At 45.8% G+C, this 16,969-nt stretch carries 24 protein-coding genes and 2 pseudogenes; 9 read left to right on the plus strand and 17 right to left on the minus strand.

All coding sequences use genetic code 11. The features are described 5' to 3' along the window. The first annotated feature begins 96 nt into the window (after positions 1 to 96). Positions 97 to 693, plus strand: a complete 597-nt coding sequence (locus JCM16159_RS00545) for a B3/4 domain-containing protein (RefSeq protein WP_243665430.1) — start codon at positions 97 to 99, stop codon at positions 691 to 693. A gap of 38 nt (positions 694 to 731) precedes the next feature. Here the strand turns inward: JCM16159_RS00545 and JCM16159_RS00550 are convergent, their stop codons facing one another. From JCM16159_RS00550 to JCM16159_RS18130, 8 genes and pseudogenes are all read right to left on the minus strand, one after another. Further along, positions 732 to 1,427 carry a 3-hydroxyacyl-CoA dehydrogenase family protein gene (locus JCM16159_RS00550; protein WP_367834195.1) on the minus strand — a complete coding sequence of 232 codons (696 nt, stop codon included), beginning with the start codon at positions 1,425 to 1,427 and terminating at the stop codon, positions 732 to 734. A gap of 9 nt (positions 1,428 to 1,436) precedes the next feature. Further along, a pseudogene (locus JCM16159_RS18120) lies at positions 1,437 to 1,924 on the minus strand (3-hydroxyacyl-CoA dehydrogenase family protein); the annotation flags it as partial. A gap of 85 nt (positions 1,925 to 2,009) precedes the next feature. Beyond that, the gene (locus JCM16159_RS00555) at positions 2,010 to 2,351 is read right to left on the minus strand and encodes a Zn-ribbon domain-containing OB-fold protein (protein ID WP_054856711.1); all 342 of its coding nucleotides are present in this window, start codon (positions 2,349 to 2,351) and stop codon (positions 2,010 to 2,012) included. A gap of 1 nt (position 2,352) precedes the next feature. Further along, positions 2,353 to 3,063 (minus strand): thiolase family protein, encoded by a 711-nt coding sequence (locus JCM16159_RS13120; RefSeq protein WP_243665433.1) that lies wholly within the window; start codon positions 3,061 to 3,063, stop codon positions 2,353 to 2,355. Continuing rightward, positions 3,057 to 3,509 carry a hypothetical protein gene (locus JCM16159_RS13125; RefSeq protein WP_243665434.1) on the minus strand — a complete coding sequence of 151 codons (453 nt, stop codon included), beginning with the start codon at positions 3,507 to 3,509 and terminating at the stop codon, positions 3,057 to 3,059. The genes JCM16159_RS13120 and JCM16159_RS13125 overlap by 7 nt, the downstream gene beginning before the upstream one ends. A gap of 63 nt (positions 3,510 to 3,572) precedes the next feature. Beyond that, the gene (locus JCM16159_RS13130) at positions 3,573 to 3,953 is read right to left on the minus strand and encodes a hypothetical protein (protein WP_243665435.1); all 381 of its coding nucleotides are present in this window, start codon (positions 3,951 to 3,953) and stop codon (positions 3,573 to 3,575) included. Next, entirely contained in the window at positions 3,923 to 4,798 is an 876-nt protein-coding gene (locus JCM16159_RS18125) for an AMP-binding protein (protein WP_367834180.1), read from the minus strand. Before JCM16159_RS18125 ends, JCM16159_RS13130 begins: the two co-directional genes overlap by 31 nt. 26 nt (positions 4,799 to 4,824) lie before the next feature. Further along, entirely contained in the window at positions 4,825 to 5,337 is a 513-nt protein-coding gene (locus JCM16159_RS18130; protein ID WP_367834181.1) for an AMP-binding protein, read from the minus strand. A gap of 186 nt (positions 5,338 to 5,523) precedes the next feature. Here JCM16159_RS18130 and JCM16159_RS13135 point away from each other — a divergent pair, with 186 nt between their 5' ends. The 6 genes from JCM16159_RS13135 to JCM16159_RS00585 all read left to right on the plus strand — a co-directional run bounded on the left by JCM16159_RS13135 (position 5,524) and on the right by JCM16159_RS00585 (position 8,257). Beyond that, on the plus strand, positions 5,524 to 5,877 hold the full coding sequence (locus JCM16159_RS13135; protein WP_243665436.1) for an acyl-CoA dehydrogenase family protein: 354 nt from the start codon (positions 5,524 to 5,526) through the stop codon (positions 5,875 to 5,877). A 74-nt stretch (positions 5,878 to 5,951) separates the two neighbouring features. Next, the gene (locus JCM16159_RS13140) at positions 5,952 to 6,452 is read left to right on the plus strand and encodes an acyl-CoA dehydrogenase family protein (RefSeq protein WP_243665519.1); all 501 of its coding nucleotides are present in this window, start codon (positions 5,952 to 5,954) and stop codon (positions 6,450 to 6,452) included. A 5-nt stretch (positions 6,453 to 6,457) separates the two neighbouring features. Then, complete coding sequence (locus JCM16159_RS13145) at positions 6,458 to 6,655, plus strand: hypothetical protein (RefSeq protein WP_243665437.1); 198 nt, start codon at positions 6,458 to 6,460, stop codon at positions 6,653 to 6,655. Continuing rightward, positions 6,618 to 6,881: a hypothetical protein gene (locus tag JCM16159_RS00575; protein WP_243665438.1), complete on the plus strand. Its 264-nt coding sequence runs from the start codon at positions 6,618 to 6,620 to the stop codon at positions 6,879 to 6,881. Before JCM16159_RS13145 ends, JCM16159_RS00575 begins: the two co-directional genes overlap by 38 nt. Continuing rightward, positions 6,869 to 7,567, plus strand: coding sequence for an acyl-CoA dehydrogenase family protein (locus tag JCM16159_RS00580; protein WP_054856595.1), 699 nt, complete (start codon positions 6,869 to 6,871; stop codon positions 7,565 to 7,567). Before JCM16159_RS00575 ends, JCM16159_RS00580 begins: the two co-directional genes overlap by 13 nt. Positions 7,568 to 7,627: 60 nt before the next feature. Continuing rightward, on the plus strand, positions 7,628 to 8,257 hold the full coding sequence (locus tag JCM16159_RS00585) for a pyridoxamine 5'-phosphate oxidase family protein (RefSeq protein ID WP_054856596.1): 630 nt from the start codon (positions 7,628 to 7,630) through the stop codon (positions 8,255 to 8,257). On the opposite strand, the gene JCM16159_RS00590 is transcribed toward JCM16159_RS00585, so the two are convergent. The 9 genes and pseudogenes from JCM16159_RS00590 to JCM16159_RS00625 all read right to left on the minus strand — a co-directional run bounded on the left by JCM16159_RS00590 (position 8,250) and on the right by JCM16159_RS00625 (position 15,599). Beyond that, complete coding sequence (locus tag JCM16159_RS00590; protein WP_054856597.1) at positions 8,250 to 9,575, minus strand: cyclic 2,3-diphosphoglycerate synthase; 1,326 nt, start codon at positions 9,573 to 9,575, stop codon at positions 8,250 to 8,252. The genes JCM16159_RS00585 and JCM16159_RS00590 overlap by 8 nt on opposite strands. A gap of 41 nt (positions 9,576 to 9,616) precedes the next feature. Further along, positions 9,617 to 10,033, minus strand: coding sequence for a hypothetical protein (locus JCM16159_RS00595; RefSeq protein WP_054856598.1), 417 nt, complete (start codon positions 10,031 to 10,033; stop codon positions 9,617 to 9,619). Positions 10,034 to 10,091: 58 nt separating this feature from the next. Beyond that, the gene (locus JCM16159_RS13150) at positions 10,092 to 10,232 is read right to left on the minus strand and encodes a hypothetical protein (protein ID WP_243665439.1); all 141 of its coding nucleotides are present in this window, start codon (positions 10,230 to 10,232) and stop codon (positions 10,092 to 10,094) included. Then, positions 10,229 to 11,287, minus strand: a complete 1,059-nt coding sequence (locus tag JCM16159_RS00600) for a DNA double-strand break repair nuclease NurA (protein ID WP_243665440.1) — start codon at positions 11,285 to 11,287, stop codon at positions 10,229 to 10,231. Before JCM16159_RS00600 ends, JCM16159_RS13150 begins: the two co-directional genes overlap by 4 nt. 86 nt (positions 11,288 to 11,373) lie before the next feature. After that, positions 11,374 to 12,123: a class I SAM-dependent methyltransferase gene (locus tag JCM16159_RS00605; protein ID WP_054856599.1), complete on the minus strand. Its 750-nt coding sequence runs from the start codon at positions 12,121 to 12,123 to the stop codon at positions 11,374 to 11,376. 45 nt (positions 12,124 to 12,168) lie between these two features. Beyond that, a pseudogene (locus JCM16159_RS18135) lies at positions 12,169 to 13,445 on the minus strand (NADH-quinone oxidoreductase subunit D). After that, positions 13,445 to 14,701, minus strand: coding sequence for an NADH-quinone oxidoreductase subunit NuoB (nuoB, locus tag JCM16159_RS00615; protein ID WP_054856600.1), 1,257 nt, complete (start codon positions 14,699 to 14,701; stop codon positions 13,445 to 13,447). Before nuoB ends, JCM16159_RS18135 begins: the two are co-directional and overlap by 1 nt. Positions 14,702 to 14,706: 5 nt before the next feature. Beyond that, complete coding sequence (ndhC, locus tag JCM16159_RS00620; protein WP_243665443.1) at positions 14,707 to 15,102, minus strand: NADH-quinone oxidoreductase subunit A; 396 nt, start codon at positions 15,100 to 15,102, stop codon at positions 14,707 to 14,709. A gap of 44 nt (positions 15,103 to 15,146) precedes the next feature. Next, complete coding sequence (locus JCM16159_RS00625) at positions 15,147 to 15,599, minus strand: RecB-family nuclease (RefSeq protein WP_054856602.1); 453 nt, start codon at positions 15,597 to 15,599, stop codon at positions 15,147 to 15,149. Positions 15,600 to 15,675: 76 nt separating this feature from the next. Between JCM16159_RS00625 and JCM16159_RS00630 the strand changes: the two genes are divergently transcribed. Together JCM16159_RS00630 and JCM16159_RS00635 are read left to right on the plus strand one after the other, a co-directional pair. Further along, complete coding sequence (locus JCM16159_RS00630; protein ID WP_054856603.1) at positions 15,676 to 15,906, plus strand: CBS domain-containing protein; 231 nt, start codon at positions 15,676 to 15,678, stop codon at positions 15,904 to 15,906. Beyond that, positions 15,885 to 16,832 carry a CBS domain-containing protein gene (locus JCM16159_RS00635; RefSeq protein WP_054856604.1) on the plus strand — a complete coding sequence of 316 codons (948 nt, stop codon included), beginning with the start codon at positions 15,885 to 15,887 and terminating at the stop codon, positions 16,830 to 16,832. Before JCM16159_RS00630 ends, JCM16159_RS00635 begins: the two co-directional genes overlap by 22 nt. Positions 16,833 to 16,969 lie beyond the last annotated feature (137 nt).

The raw sequence follows: 16,969 nt of genomic DNA on the forward strand, positions 1-16,969 counted from the left end.
AATTCTCAATAGATGGTAAGCTCAGGGGTAAGGTCTTCGTCGGCGTGGGCATCGTTCGCGACGTGAGGAATAGCGAGTACTAGTGGGTTGTTAAGTATGATTGATGATGCCGTTAGGGAAGTTAGGTCCAGGTATAGCCTTGATAGCCTTAAGGATGACCCAATCATTAGGTATTACAGGGACTTTTACTGGCATGAGCTTGGTATTGACCCGACAAAGCAGAGACCTGCCCAGGAGGCTTTGCTTAGGAGGATTCTCAGGGGTGAGGATTTGCCGAGAATTAACCCGATGGTTGATATTGGTAATGTGGCGAGTATAAAGTTCCTCGTGCCTATTGGGCTCTACGATATTGATAGCTTTGGTGGTAAGGACCTCGTCATTCGCTATGCCAAGGATGGCGAGGTCTTCAACCCAATCGGCTCGCCACAGAGGGTATTGACCAAGAATCAGATCATACTATCGACCGTGGATGGCTTAATCCTGCATGTATATCCCTATAGGGATTCCGAGATTACCAGGATAAGGCCGGAGACGAGGAATGTCTTAATCGTAACGGCTGGGGTATCCGGAATCGATGAAGATAGGTTGGTTGATTCCGCTCAATTCATAATTGACTTGGCGATTAAGTACCTGGGAGGGGGCGCCTACGTTAATCCTACGGTGATTAGGGATGAAAAGGTTATAAACGTATGAGGGTTATGGTTTTGATATCATTTAGGAGGGGCTCACGTTCACTTAGCCTCATTTAGTAATGCCGGGTCTGGTTCATAAAACTCCCTTAGGTCTGGCATTAGGTCGCTCATTCTTCGCAATGTACTTACCACATCCCTAGCCGTGAAGTCCCTGCCGTATATCTCAAACAAGCCCCTTGGCCAGTTATAACCAAGCTTTAGTGCCTTATCTATATCACTCCTGGTGCATATATCCAACCTCTCCATCCTTAGTGATTCGTTTACCATGGGCGCCAGCAGGTCCAGTAGGTTCACCCTATCCGCCAGTTCCCTCGGTATATCCGGCCTAACCCACTTACCTGGCTCCGGGTATTCATAGAATCCCTTCCCGGTTCTTATGCCTATCCTGTCCTCCTTGTACATTTTCTCAATTAGGCTGAATACGACGGCCCTAGCCTTAGCCAGCCCCTTAGACGGCTCGGTCTCGGGCGCCACCCTATCTATTTCCTCAAACAGGTTCCTGCTCTCATAGCTTAGCTTTATCCCTCCCGTGAAGTCCGTGAGTGCGAAGACGCCCATTGGTAGCCCGAGTTTGTAAATCAATGCTGAATCAATTGCCCTATAATCATAAACGCCGCGCATGTATAGTATGAAGGATTGCGTACTCAGCACACCAAACACCCTATTGGCTATGAAACCCCTGACATCACGCCTAACGAGTATTGGTTCCTTACCAACCCTCCTCGCCAAGTCCATGAGCGCATTAGCTGTTTCATCACTTGTGTCCTTACCCTTTATGACCTCCACAAGTCTCATGAGCACTGGCGGGTTAAACCAGTGGAAGCCTGCGAATCTGTCCTTGTACTGAAGCACTGATTGTAGGTAGGTTATTGGTATACCGCTTGTATTGCTTGCAATTATTGTATTCCTCCTAACATAGCCCTCCAATTCCCTGTATACCTGGTGCTTGACCTTGGGGTCCTCGAACACAGCCTCAATTGCTAGGTCTACATCCTTAGCCGCATTGCTTAGGTTATCAAATACGTGGATTCTTCTCATGATTGTATCAACATCCTCGTGCAAAGACCCCTTCTCACGTAATTTATTAAGGCTCCACCTAATGCCTTCAAGGCTCTTGGTATTACGTCTCTATACATATCATACACATTGACCTCAAAGCCGTTCATTGCGAAGACCTCGGTTATGCCGCTTCCCATGGTTCCAAATCCAATCATAAGTATTCTCTCGGGCATACACTAAGTTAACTATTACGTGGGTGTAAATATTAAGTGTATTTTTACTCCTAATATATTAACTTATATAATCAATATATACCTATTAATAATTCGTAAAGTATATATTACCATCCTTCCTAACAACCCTTACCCTAGCACCTATCCTCAACGCATTTAATTCACCAACGTAATTCGCCTTAACCTTGGCTCCGTCAAAATCCACGATAACAACGATGGTCCTTGCCGGTAACCCCCTCTCTATTATTGTGTATGAGTAGATGGTGCCCTCGCCATAGCCAATAACCGTGAGATTCGCTGAGCCGCACTTGGGGCATTTGGTCCTTGGCATGTGGAATTTATAGCCGCATGCCCTGCACTGGGTTATTGGTATTTGTCCACTTTCATAGATTTTATCATATTCTTTCAACAATTCATTGAGTTCCATATTAAACACCAAGGATTAATGTCGTTGAGTGATTAAGTATGCCACCAATTGCATTAACAAGCGCCTTGCTGACCCCCTTGACCTGTCTTTCACCGGCCATTCCAGATAATTGGGTTAATGCCTCGGTGAGTATCACGCCACCGCTCATGTATGCTGGCTGTCCCGTGTTTAGAGAACCACCGTTAACATTTATTGGGTATGTGGATGATGGTGAGAAATCATGCTCCTCGGCAAACCGCCAACCCAGGCCCTTCTCGGCCAAGCCTATACCCTCTATTTCCAATACGACCATTATTGTGTAAGCATCATAAAGCATGAATAGGTCAATATCGTTTAAGCCGATGCTGGCCTCACTAAGTGCCTTACCTGCGCTTATTGGAATCACGGTATTTAATATATCATCCCTATCAAAGAGTGGGGAGGGGTCGTGAGCCTCACCATAGCCAAGAACAGAGATCGGTGTGATCCTCGATTTCCAAGCCAGACCTTCATCGACGACTAGGAATGCTGACATACCATCTACTGGCATTACAACCTCCAGCAACCTCAGTGGGTAACTCACCATTGGTGAACCCAGCACATCAGCGACGCTTATAGGTTCCCTAAACAATGCATCCTTATTGTACCTTGCATTGGCTCTCTCCCTAACGGCAATCATTGCCCTACCCTCATCAGTGGCATTATACACATGCGAGTACCTCAGGGCTACCATAGCGTAGTCGCTGGTTGGTAAGAATTCAATAACCCTGTGGTACTCACGTAGTTCCTAGCCACAAGACTCTCATCAATGCCCCTCCTCCTAAATACGCTACTCTTACCACCGCCAATTACCAAGACAGCCCTCGCAAGGCCATTCTCAATAGCCCTAACGGCCCGATAAACAAGGGCATTGAATGAAGCGCCCCCAAACTCGGCTACATCAATGTACCTAAGCCTCCTTATGCCCAGGTAATTGGCAACCTGGTTAGCGAGCATTATCCTGATCGGCCTTTCATCAACCGCGGTGGTATGCACAACACCTAACCCATCAATTTCGTCAATACTGATACCGCCCATCTCAAGAGCCCCCTGCACAGTCTCGCCAATCAACTCGAAGAAGCCTCTCCTGCTCTCCTTCTCAATTACTTGATGAAAACCTGTTATGTATGCCCTTCCCATAAATTATCCTAGGTAATTAGGAATAAATTTATTTTTAATTCTTAAAGAGAATAATTATTTTCACTACTTAATCAATACATCCCTATATCTATCCCTAAGCACCTTCTTATCAATCTTAGCGGCGCCGGTCTTCGGCAATTCATCAACAAATATCACCTTATCAGGTACCCACCACTTCGGTATGACACCCTCATCCACGAATTTCCTCACGTGATTTATAATATCCTCCTCCTTAACCCTGCCCTTAAACTCCTGCCTTAGCACAACGATGGCCACGGGCCTCTCACCCCACTTCTCATGCACAGCGCCTATGACCGCCACCTCCCCAACTGCTGGATGTAGCGATATTAAACTCTCGAGTTTAAGGCTTGATATCCACTCACCACCGCTCTTGATAACGTCCTTAGCCCTATCTACGATGTAGATAAAGCCCCTCTCATCCACGTTGCCAAGTCCCCAGTGTGGAACCAACCATCCCTAAAGGCGGCCCTTGTTTTCTCCGGATCTCCGTAATAGCCTAGGGTTATCCAGGGAGCCCTCAGCACCAGTTCGCCCACGGTTTTTCCATCCTTAGGCACATCCTTACCATTCTCATCAACTACCCTGGCTTGAACAAAGGGTAGGGGCTTTCCAATGCTGTTGACTATTAATTCCTGAAGTTCTTCCTCGCTTAGGCTCGTTATTAGGTCTGGCGACAATGCAGGCGCTATAACGACTGGTGCCGTCTCTGTTAATCCGTAACCATTAGTTAATATCACACCCCTCTTCCTAGCCTCCTCAATCAACCCCTTAGTAGCTGCCGCACCGCCCAGGCTCCACAGGAACCCCCTCAGGTCCACGTCCTTGAGCTCAGGACTGCCTAGCATTAGGTATAGCATTGTTGGCACACCCGCTGCGTTCTTTACCTTCTCTTCCTTGATCAACCTAATGATGTGATTCCACTCATACCTACCCGGCAGTACTATCTTCGGCGTACCACCCATGATGTTGTAATACGGCGCTCCCCAACCAAGTACGTGGTAGAATGGTACGAGGAGGAGCGATGGCTCACCGAGTGGGTTATAGGCATTCCTGATGAATCTCAGATAATGTACTGGGTACCAATTCCACACCGCGATTATCAATACGGCAATTGCATGTAGTACAATTTCCCTATGCCTAAATATCGTTGCCTTGGGCAGCCCAGTGGTGCCTGATGTGTACATCATCACCATAACAGTCCTCTCATCGAGCTCCTCTGGGTAATTGAATTCCCTGGCCTCCTTCATTAACTCCTCATAATCGTACACCTCAGCATTGCCAATACGCTCAATCCTTATTGCTCCTCGCCATCATGCATAACGACTATCTTCCTTAGGTACTCAAGCTTTGGGACTATTGCCTTTATCAATGGCAGGAAGTCAGAATACACAAAGGCTACCTCGTCCTTGGACTTATTCATCACGTAAATAATCTCCTCAGGGGCCAGCCTGATATTAACCGGTTGGAGCACCGCGCCGTACATTGGAATAGCATATAGCAACTCAAGGAATCTATGTGTATTCCAATCGAGGATGGCAACCCTCGTACCCATCCTCCTCGGGTCACCACCAACTACACCAAGCTCCTTAAGGACCCAGCCAAGTTTGTTAACCCTCTCATTAAACTCACTAAATGTAAAACGAAGCCTACGGCCATTTGGAGGCCAGTAAACAATTTCATTATTGGGAAATAACGTTACGCCTGTCTTGAGTACTTTGTCAATGGTTAATTGATAACCAGGTATAATCTCATTAAAGATTTCTTCTTCAGTATCATACTTATGTTCTTGCGAGACCTGCTCTTTCATTAAATTTATTATAAATAAAATTTATTTAAATTTTTCTCGGAAATACGTATTATTTAATTCGTTCATTAAATCATATAAGTTATTAAATATACTATAGGAAAAATTATACTGCTATTATTTTATGCATGTCATTTATTTACGATAAAGCAATGTTTATAAAATAACTTAATTAACTAGAAATTTTATATGCCAGAGACTGAACTCGAGGGGTTCAGGAATTATGTTAGGGATTGGTTCATTAGGAATGCTCCTCCCGAGATGAGGATTAGGCGTGGTGGTATTGGTTGGTATTATGAAGATCCTAAATTCATTGATGCAGCCATTAAGTGGCATAGAACGCTTTATGAAGCTGGTTTAGTTGGTATAAGTTGGCCTAAGGAGTATGGTGGGCTCGGCGATGATGTTAGGAAGGAATTAATAGTAAGGGATGTTGCGCTGAGCTTGGTATTGTTTATCCTGGCTGCCCGGGCATTGGCTTATCCGTTGCTGGCCCGGCTATTCTTTATCATGGCAATGAGGAACAGAAAAAGAAATACCTGAAGAGAATACTAACGTGCGAGGACGTTTGGGCCCAGGGTTTCTCAGAACCATGCTGCGCCTCCGACTTAGCCGCAATAACCACAAGGGCCGAGGACAAGGGTGATTATTTCATAATAAATGGTAGGAAGGTCTGGAGCAGTGACTTTCACCTAGCCAATTACTACCTACTGCTCGCCAGGACAGGCTCGCCTGAGGAGAGGCATAGGGGCTTGACGATGTTTATCGTGGACACAAAATCCGAGGGAATTACCTACAGGCCCATTAAGCAGATCAATGGCAGGCCAGGGTTTAGTGAGGTTTTCCTGGATAACGTTAAGGTTCCCAAGGAGAACGTTGTTGGTAAGGTCGGTGAGGGCTGGAGGGTTGCCATGACTACCTTGAACTTCGAGAGACTGAACATAGGTGGCGCCTTCGCCTACGCCGCAGCAAGTGCAGCCAGGCACTTAGTAGAGATAAAGCGTGATGCAGATACGTTGGCGCTGCTCGAGGAGGCCTTAGCCATTAAGGAGCTCTATGATAGGATGCTCATGCTTGCATTGAGGGGCGAGATTATAGGCCTGAAACCGCTTCAATAAAGTTGTTGGCTTCTGAGGCGCTTGAGAAGATATACATAACCGCTATTTCAAAGTTGGGTCCTGAGGTGCTTGTGGAGGGTGACCTGTTTGATTGGTCCTTTGGGTACATAGATAGTAAGGGCTATACACTGCTCTCCGGCACCTCTGAAATCCTGCGTAACCTCCTTGGAGAACTCGTACTGGGACTTCCAAAGGGTGTTTAGTATGATTATTGGCGTTAAGGATTACCTAAGTGATGAATTGAAGTTAATACTGAATAACGTGAATGAACTCTTTAGTAAGACTTGGTCAACGACTAAATTAAGGAGTTATGGTGAGGGCGATGCATCAGTACTTGATGAGTTATGGAGGGCCTTGGTGGATTTTGGTTTGTTTGAGTTTTTCAGAGATGCTAAGCGAGGGACGCGGCAATACTTATGGAGGAGGTAAGTTCAAGGCTCCCGCCTGGTATTGTCATAACGACGATAATAGGTGCCGCAGCCACGGGTAACGAACTCGGTGATGAGAAGTATGAGGGTAGGTTAAAAATATCGATATCAAACATCGCAAACATGGCGCCCGAGGCGCATAGGGCCGATGCCATAATAATCGGCGATAACCTAATCTGGAAAGATGATGCCACGGTAAAACCCCTGAACTCCCTCGATAACTCGATAAAGTGGTGTCAAGTCAGCTTTAGGAGGAGTACTAAGGTAAGTGTGAATAGGGACTTAGTAGCGCTCTTATTATCCGCAGCCATAGTGGGCACTGGTAAGCCGCCTCTCGAGTTATCAGTGGATTATGCAAAGAAGAGGATTGCCTTCGGTAGACCAATAGGTGCATTCCAAGCTGTGAAGCATAAATTGGTGAACATGGCACTCAACATAGAACTCGCCAGGTCACTATACTTAAGGGCTGCCGATGACCTGAAGCTGTCGCCTATGGCGTTGGATTACGCATCAAGGGTTGTCCCAAACACGATTAGGGATAGCATTCAGGTGCATGGGGGTATAGGGTTTACTGATGAGCTTGACCTGCACCTATATCTGAGGCGTAGTGTTACTTTGGGTAAGGTCTACAGTTTTAGCATGGATGAGTTGTGGGAATCATATGATAGGTCCAGGGTTCATGAATAAGTAAGAAGCTATGGTAATTCTTAAATTAATTCAAGAATTAATTCAAAACTTGCTAATTGCATGGGTTTTCGTAGGGTTAAGGTGACAAGGTACAGTGAGAGAGCCTCGTATGACAAGAATGAATTAATGAGGATATTGAATAGGAATTTTGTATGTCACGTTGGCTTCATTGACAATAATGAACCATACGTAATACCAATGCTTTATGTTAATGATGATCAATACATATACATGCATGGTTCACCGGACAGCAGGTTGATTAAGATAATTGGTAATGGGTCTCCTATTGTGATAGCTGTTACCGAGGTTCATGGCATAGCGCTCTCGAGCAATTTATGCAATAACTCGATAAATTACGAATCAGCCATCGTATATGGCAGGGGATCCTTCATTAACGACTTAAGCGAAAAACTCCGTGTGTTTCAATTAATAATTAATCGATTAGTGCCTGGCAGACTAAACGATACTGAGTTACCAACAACCAATGAGTTGGAATCGGTAGCCGTTGTTAAGATCAGGATTGAGGACTTTGCAATTAAGAGGAGGGTTGGTGGGCCGATAGTTAGTAGTGATAGGCATTGGGAGGGTATAATTCCGATAATTGTGAATTACGGCATGCCCATAGGTACGAATAATAAGCCAATACCGAAATATTTAATGGATTTGGTCACGTCCCGCAAACCTACTTAAGCCTTGCACGCTCAAGGAATTCATCAATTAATTGACCCACCGTTGGCCCCTCAAGAACCTTAAGCCTCCACCTGGCCCTAACGATGGACTTATCGATCTTAACCACATCCTCGATGCGGGCTGGAGTACCCATGATGACTACGTCAGCAGGTATCCTCCTTATAGTCTCTTCCAAATCCCTAATCTGCTCTGGCGTGTAGCCTAGGCTTGGTAGTACGGGCCCCATGTGCGTGTACTTTGCGTAGGTCTCCTTTATTATGCCCACGGCGTACGGCTTCGGATCCACTATCTCGGCATTATACTTCTTAGCGGCTATGTACCCCGCCGCGTATGGTAAGCCGCCATGCGTTACCGTCGGCGCATCCTCGATTATCACCACCCTTTTACCAGCCACAGCATTTGGATCCTCTAGGTATACCTCGAGATCTGCCTGCGTTATTGACACCCTTGGGTTAACAGCCTTTATATTATTGATTATGGTCCTTACATTCTCGGGGGTTGAGTCCGAGACCTTAGTCACAATTACAGCATCGGCGAGCCTAGTATTCACCTCGCCTGGGAAGCTCCCAACCTCATGCCCTGGTCTTCTAGCGTCAGTAACCGTTATTAGGTAATCTGTGTAGTAAAATGGAAAGTCGTTGTTTCCGCCATCCCACAATAACACGTCTGCCATGGACTCAGCCTCATTGAGTATCATCTCATAATCAACGCCGGCAAGTACAGGTACACCAACGTCTACGTAGTGCTCATACTCCTCCCTCTCCTCAAAGGTGATCTTCATTAGGTCCTGCTTAGTCCTAAATATCTGCACCAACATGTCGTCTGGGTTCATGTATATCATTGGATGCCTAATCGCTGCGACCTTCAACCCCCTCCTAACGAGTTCGAGCGTTACCTCATGAGAGACCGTTGACTTGCCGGCGCCGGTCCTCGTAGCCACTACGCCGATCATGGGCTTTGATGACTTTATCATGGTATCCCTAGGGCCAAGAATACTGAAGCTAGCGCCATTTGCCAGCACAATACTTATTATCCTACCCACATCATTATAGAGCAGGTCACTATAGGCTAAGATAACCTCGTCAGCGCCCAAATCCCTTATTAAGCGCCCAAGGTCCTCAAGATCCTTAAGCCCAATAAGCGGTATACCACCTGGTTGATATAGGTCTCCAGCACCCTTTATGTACCGCTTACCGCCAATACCCGGTATTTGAACCTGGGCGACAGCCACAACCTTATACTCTGGGTTATGCCTATAGTACATGTTAAATACGTGCAGGTCTCGACCACCCGCGCCCAGTATTATTACCCTCCGCAATGAGGAACCACCATTCCCTAGTGATAAACCAGAACTATTTATTATTTACCCACTACACCATCAATCTTGTTAATACAGGGGCAACCCCGTAAATTCTCAATAATGCTCCTCGATAGTGAGATTTCGGTACCATCGTTAAACACGAATGTTATTATCGATTGCTCATTACGTATGGTGATTAATTCATCCCATGGGTAAAATATGTCCATGGGCTTTACGTATATACCCCTCTCATAAATTGCGTAATTATCAATATTCAATAACTGCGAACCCCACATGCTCAATAGCCTTCTATTTATTATCCTATTAAGAAGAATGATAAGCACAAGTAGGGTCAGTATTATTACTGGCGCGAAGATCGAGTTGACAAACCTTATACCCACAACCGCGGCTATCGCCAGCGATAGGAATACGGAAACCTTAATTATTAAGCCCATCATCCTAACACCAATCCTCATTACAAAACGATTCTTCCCTACAAATTATTAAAGATAGCTCACCTTATTAATCACTCAATCACGCCTCAAGTCTCCTCACCAGGTAAGCCTTCTGTGGATTTGTCAATTGAAGCATTGTTAACAGGGCTGGGTTTAAGTCCTTCGAACCCTTGATTATTAAATTCCTCACGTAATCCAGTATTTTGGGATCAAGTCTCACATACTCATCAACCTATCAAGCAGGAATGGGTAACCAGTATCTGTCGTCTGTGACTCAAGATACACCACCAGCTCCTCAATACTCACCCTATCATTCGGGTTGAAGACCTCGAGTTTGACAGCGGGTGCACCATTACGCGGCTTATAAAATACCACGTATATATCCCTAAGCATCCTCAAACCTGGATGTTTAGAACCGCTAAATACCCCCTCAAGGTTTGCCAGACCCTCGCTGAGTCTCCTACTCATTAAGTCCCTTACGCCATCACAATTCGCACTCTTACACCTTTTCCTTAACTCGCAGTCACTATAGTTTACCTTAATCCACTGGGGCAGGATATCACCATAGCTACCGAGTATCATATACTCACCATTATTGAGTACCAGGCTTGCAATGAGTTTATCATTCATTGGCAGGCACTCATTAGTTAGTATTGATAGGAACCTCGACCTAACCCTCTTAACAACACCAATAATCGGTGTATTGGTCCTCACGGCCAGGTCCATCAAGTCACCAATTACGTTAGTCACGCGGGCGAGCACGCCACCCTCAACCGGTAAGTTGTATGGTAGTGGGTGTATTGGTATTTCACCATCAAGAATTATTAGGTCAACCTCCTTCCTCCCCCTGGCCTTATTACGAAGAAGCCTAATCGCCAACTCCCTCTCCCTAACCTGAGCCCTCCTCGTAATCACCCTCTCAAACTCACCAACATCCTCAAAAACAACCTCACCAGTCATGTACCTATCGTAGGAACCATTGAGGTAACCAACATAGCCATAGGAAAGCACGGTCATAACACCGCCAATTAACTCAAGAGGCGGCGCTGGATAGCTCGAATCAATTGCATAGGCATTAAAGGCCTTTGCCGATGAATTAATATTCCTAATTAAACCCTTATCCTCGATAATCTTCCTTAACCCACGGACCAGGGTAAGTATTTGAGAATCAACACCTTCATCCAACATCCTCTTAACATCAGATTGTATGGAGAGTAGTAATGGAGGCTCAATCCAAAATTCAATATCTCCAGGTCCATAATCACTGGGTAACATCTAGGAAATAAACACAGAGAGATATATAAAGCACTAATGAATAGGAGCGATGAATTCGTAACTATTTCCTGAACATTATTCCCTCCCTACTTTATTAATATTGCGAAAGTCCTGCCTTGAGGACTACTCATAGCCTTTAGTGTAAATGACTTAAGGAAAATAACCTCTCTAAAGCCGGCATTCATTGCTTTATCAATGAAAAGACCAGTTTTTGGTAATAATAAAGTATCCTGAGACTTAATGACCACATAATTTCCGCACTTCAACTCCAGCACCTCGACAAAATGATCGCTTCGAATAGATTCAATAACATGCTTAGCTGTGCACTCCATATTTAGATACTTCATATCCCATTCATCGCATACGCCTATACAGGGAGGTCTCTCTAGGACTAGATCTACAATGTACATACCATTATTCTTAAGCACTCTATGCACTTCTAAAAGGTGATGGTAAAGTTCGTTAATGGTATCTACATGATTAACTGTTGCTAATAGACTGTAGGCCACATTAATAGATCTATCCCTGATTGGAATATTAAGCATATCGGCATTAATGCGCATAATCTCGTCATTACTAATATAAAGAAGCATGTTAAGAGATAAATCTAGGCATATAACATCCCTCACATACCTTAGTAACTTCTTAGCAACCCTACCAGTTCCGCACCCAATATCCAACGTAGATAATGCAAAAGTATTTGTATTTTCTACAAGAAAGCGCCTCATAATCTTAATAATGTACCTGGTCTCAATATTAGGATCCCACGAGAAAATGGTATCATAAACGTCAGGACGACTATATAAATCCCAATGTATACTCCTTCTTAGTTTCATAATTTTAATGACAATATTCAAAAATTAATTAAAAGAATTTCGTAACTATCTATCGGCCTCTGGTGGGAAGTAGCCGAAGCTTCCGTATATGGCCGGTACATCTGCTAACCTATAGCCCTTCAATGCCTCCATGAATCCCCTGAGCAGGAGCCATGATGGCGTGACCATCCTTAACCTATATGGCACGTTGCTGTGGCCATCGGATATTAATGTGAATAGTAATAGTCCTCTTGAGGCCTCCGTTAATGTTGTTGCCTCGCCAGCGCCTGGCGTCAATCCCACGTGGGTCTTTGTTAGGAATGTCCTTACATCCTTGGCTGCCTGCGGTCTGTCCTTTGGTGGTATTCTTGATAGTATTTTCTCACTTAGTATTGGTGTGTCTGGTATGTTCTTAACCGCCTGCCTAATTATCTTAATGCTCTGCCTAATCTCCTCAACCCTAACAAGGAACCTCGAGTATGAATCACCCTCATCAGCCACCGGTATATCCCACTCAAACTCGTTATAGACCTCGTAAGGTTCCACCTTCCTAACATCATACTCAACACCGGAGGCCCTTAGGAATGGGCCGACTAATCCATACTTAATCGCCTCGTCCTTCGTTAACACGCCGACCTCCTTAAGCCTATGTATTGTGACTGGGTTCTTAACGAATATGGACTCCATATCCTTCATCTTCCTCTCCAGGTAGTTCGTTAATTCATAAACAAAGTTGAGTACATCGGGCTTAACATCCCACCTGACACCACCCGGCACGGTATAGCTAAGCGTTGTTCTTGTGCCTGTTATTCTCACGAAGCCTCATTAATCACGTCCCTAAGTCCAAAGGCCCACATGTAGCCCGTGCTATGGCCAATGAATACGGCAAGGATTCCAGTATCGTATAGATGCGTAGCAATCCTACTTAACTCAGCCAGAATTACCCTAATGTACTGGGCCCTCTTGGGCACGTCTAAGTCAGCCAGCTTCTCCACTGCACGTGAGTAGCCAAGGTCGAAGTTTGCCGAGTCCTGAATCGTGGGTCTCTCGATGAGTGGTAATATGTGTATGTAGAGCCTGGTCTCGGCAAGCTTCTCCACACCCCTATGGACATAACCCGGATCCGGTATTGCATCGACAATGTAATCACCCTTGAGCCTAAGTATTATCCTCATGTGCCCACTACCTGGATGTTGAGGCCCAATGAAGACCAGGTACTCCTCGCTCCTGTAGGCCTCCTCGACGTACTCCTTTGGTATTGGTACGAAGTTCTTAACGAACTCCTCAGGTACCTCCATCCTAACGGGCAACTCTGCATACCTCTCATTACTACCCATGCCAATCACCCGGTGCTACCCACCTCCTGCTTACCCTCACCTGGCTTTTCCTGAGCTGGCTTTGACTGCGGTGCAGCCTCTGTGGGCTTTGGTTGCGGAGCCTGCTGTGCGGGTTTCGGTTGGGCTGGTGCCTGGGCTGGCTTCTGCGGTGCTGCAGTCGGTTTCGGCTGTGGCGGCGCCACTGGTAGTCCAGGGAATTCCCTATCGACTATGTAGAACTCCCTAACTATTGGTACGTCCTTCCTAAGTGGGAACTTAACAGGGGTGTCTGGGTCAAGCAGGAAGTTCTTTCCCATCCATGGGTTACCCTCGAACCAAACGCCGAAGAAGTCATACATTTCACGCTCCATGTAGTCGGCGCTCGGCCAAATGTCGATTAGGCTTGGCACCCTGGGGTTGTCCCTCGTTATCTCCGTTGTTAATGAAATGAGCACTGGCATTAGCTCCTTCTTGCTGTAACTCGATATCCAGTACTCAATGTAGAACTTGTTCTCGTGGGGTGCATCAATAACGTTAACCGACTTAACATGGTCAAAGCCGAGCTTTGACAACGATAATGCGGCATCCCTTAATTTATTGGGTTCCGTATCAATGCATATTCTATTAATGTCAGTTACAACGATCTTCTTGGCCGATTCCTTGAGCGCGGGCATTAATTGATTGTTTATTAATTCATAACCGAAGGGCCACTCCACCTTCTTCTCCTGGCAAATGGGTATGTGCGGGTTTGGGGTTATCCTGTGCGGTGGGTTTGGTGCGGGTTGTTTAGTCGGTGATGGCGTGAATATTTTCGTTAAATCAATCGTCTTTGGCTTAACATTGGCCTTGGCCTCACCCGTCTCTATCTTCCTCTGGACGATCCTAATCATCTGAATAACGGCCTCTGGCGTTGGTGGACAACCAATGGCGTATGCGTCAATTGGTATTATTTTATTAACGGGGACCGCGTGGTAGCTATTCCAGAATATGCCGCCCTCAGCGGCGCAGGAGCCCATGGCAATTACGTACTTTGGATCACTCATTTGCTCCCAAACATACCTGAGGACTCTGGCCATCTTGAAGGTTATTGTACCCTCAACAAGGATTAGGTTTGTCTGCCTTGGTGCATGCCATGGTAACGAACCAAGCCTCTCCGCATCGTAGGTTGGGTTCCAGGTATGCGCCATCTCAACGCCGCAGCATGCCGTTACGAGGTGGACAGGCCATAGGGAGTACTTCGTGCCCCACTTCTTGTAGGGTTCTAAATATTTGTCAAGTGACATTCGCGTCACCTACCGCTTGACCTTCTTATAAATTCTTTGGGATACGCTATTTTTAATGCGTATTTATAACCAACATAGATACTTGGTAGGGTTATTACAAGCACAGCCAGTATTATATAGGTCATTGGTAGTGCCTTGATGGCGATTGATGATAGGATTAGTAATATGACAATGATAGGCTCCATACCGAGAAACATGAGTAGGAAACCTACGTACTGTATGGGGAAGACATACCTAGCCTCACCAACCGGTGGGTTACCAGCCTCATACCTCTGGAGCTTAGATGCGTTTGGGTTCCTTGCGGCAATTCTCCTCGCTATGTATATTATTGAGGCATCGGCTATTAGGGCTATCACCACAAGCACTATCAGTATCGCCAATGCATCAATGAAGGCTGACATCGTGACCGAAAGAACTAATAATGAAGCATTTTTAAGTAATAACCTCATTCAACACATTGTCCAAGCAATTTATTAAGCGCCAGTGTTAGTAGTGCCGTACTACCCACGTCCCTACCAACAACCTTAACCTGCCGCCCCAGGCTCAACTCGCTCTGCATAAATGGCTGGTCAGACGCCTGTATCACAACCAAAACCCTACCCCTAACCTCATCCCCCATGGAATCACCCCTGGTGCTCAAGAAGTATACAGAGTCTGGGTGAAGAAGCTCAACGGCATCCTTAATGTCAGGCAGTACAATCAATGTAGCCCCAGACCTGAGCACAAGCCTAAAGGCCTCAGGCACGCCCTGCTGAGCCGCTGTACCCACGGCCTTAGTAACCACTATGGTCTTCAAGCCAAAGCCAAGCGAGACCTTAACCGCATCCAGTAATTTCTGCACACTGGCTGGGTTATGGATTACGGGTATTACGTTGTTAACGGCTTGTTGGCAATCCATCACGCCGCAACCCAGCGTCTCCTATAAAACTATAACCCAATTAAATTATTAAAGGGCCTTACAAATTAAATTCCCAATGAGTACACCACTGGTCAGTGAACTCATGGATAACGTAGTAGTTATTGCAAAGCCCAAGGACATTATTTCCAAGATAATTTCAGACATGAGGGATTATAAGGCTTGGGTTGTCCCAGTCATTAACGAGAACGGCAAATTAGTGGGCGTACTGAGCTACAGGGATTTGCTTGAGCGAAGGATCAGCTTAGATCAAAGGTTTCAAGCGCCATGTCACCACCATACTCGATAAGCCAGGACTCAGACCTCGTTAAGGCAATGACTAAGATACTAACCCTAAGGGTTAGGGCGATACCCGTGATTGACTCAAACATGAGCCTTGTCGGTATACTGACAAGAGAGAAGATAATGAGGTACCTACTTAATAATAAGATGCTACCCCGCATGTCTGTTTCATCAGTGATGTCTAAGCCGGCAATTACGATTGATGCCGACGAGGCTGTGGCAAGGGCCAAGTGGCTCATGATTAGGCATGGAATAACACGCCTACCAGTGCTTGATTCAGGGAAGCTTTACGGCATAGTTTCAATGCGAGACATAGTTGAGCGATTATACTATGCATCAATACCACGGCGTAGCAGAAGGGGCGACGTTGTTGGTACCGAGGACGACGTACTCGCGGCCCCCGTGAAGGCGATAGCAACTACTCCGGTAATAACCGTTAATGAAGCCGATGATGTTTACACAACGGTCAATTTAATGCTTGATAAGGGCATTTCAGGAATGCCCGTGGTTTCAGGAGAGTCCGTGGTGGGCGTCGTATCGAGCTACGACGTGATAAGGGCCGTACTTAAACCCTACGAGGAGATACCCGTTGAGGCGAAGCTCACCGAGATTGACGAGGACACTAAGCCACTAGTTGAGAAGGTTGTTTCAAATTACATCGCCAAGATCAATAGGATGACTAATGTCATCGACATGAAGATAAACATTAAGAAGTACGAGAGAGGAGGCGAGGAAAAGAGGAGTAAGTACTCAGTCCACATAATGCTCAAGGACAATGCAAACACGTACACGGTCAACGAGGTTGATTGGGACCCAGTAAACGCCGTCAGGTACGCCTTTGAGACCTTGATCAAGAGAATCGAAAGGGAAATAAACAGAACAAGGGACATAAAGAGGAGAGGAAGGCTACGCGGAGGACCACCCAGCGAGTAATTGATTAGCCCGTGATGAACGCACCCTTTAATGACCGGTGATTACTTCGCCAACGACTGACACAAAACAAAAGAATATCACTACATTTCACAAAACAAGCATGATAAACATCAAGACCTCATTACCTTAGTCCCTAA

The sequence above is a fragment of the Vulcanisaeta sp. JCM 16159 genome, from assembly GCF_001316265.1.
In the GTDB taxonomy this organism is placed as follows: Archaea; Thermoproteota; Thermoprotei; order Thermoproteales; family Thermocladiaceae; genus Vulcanisaeta.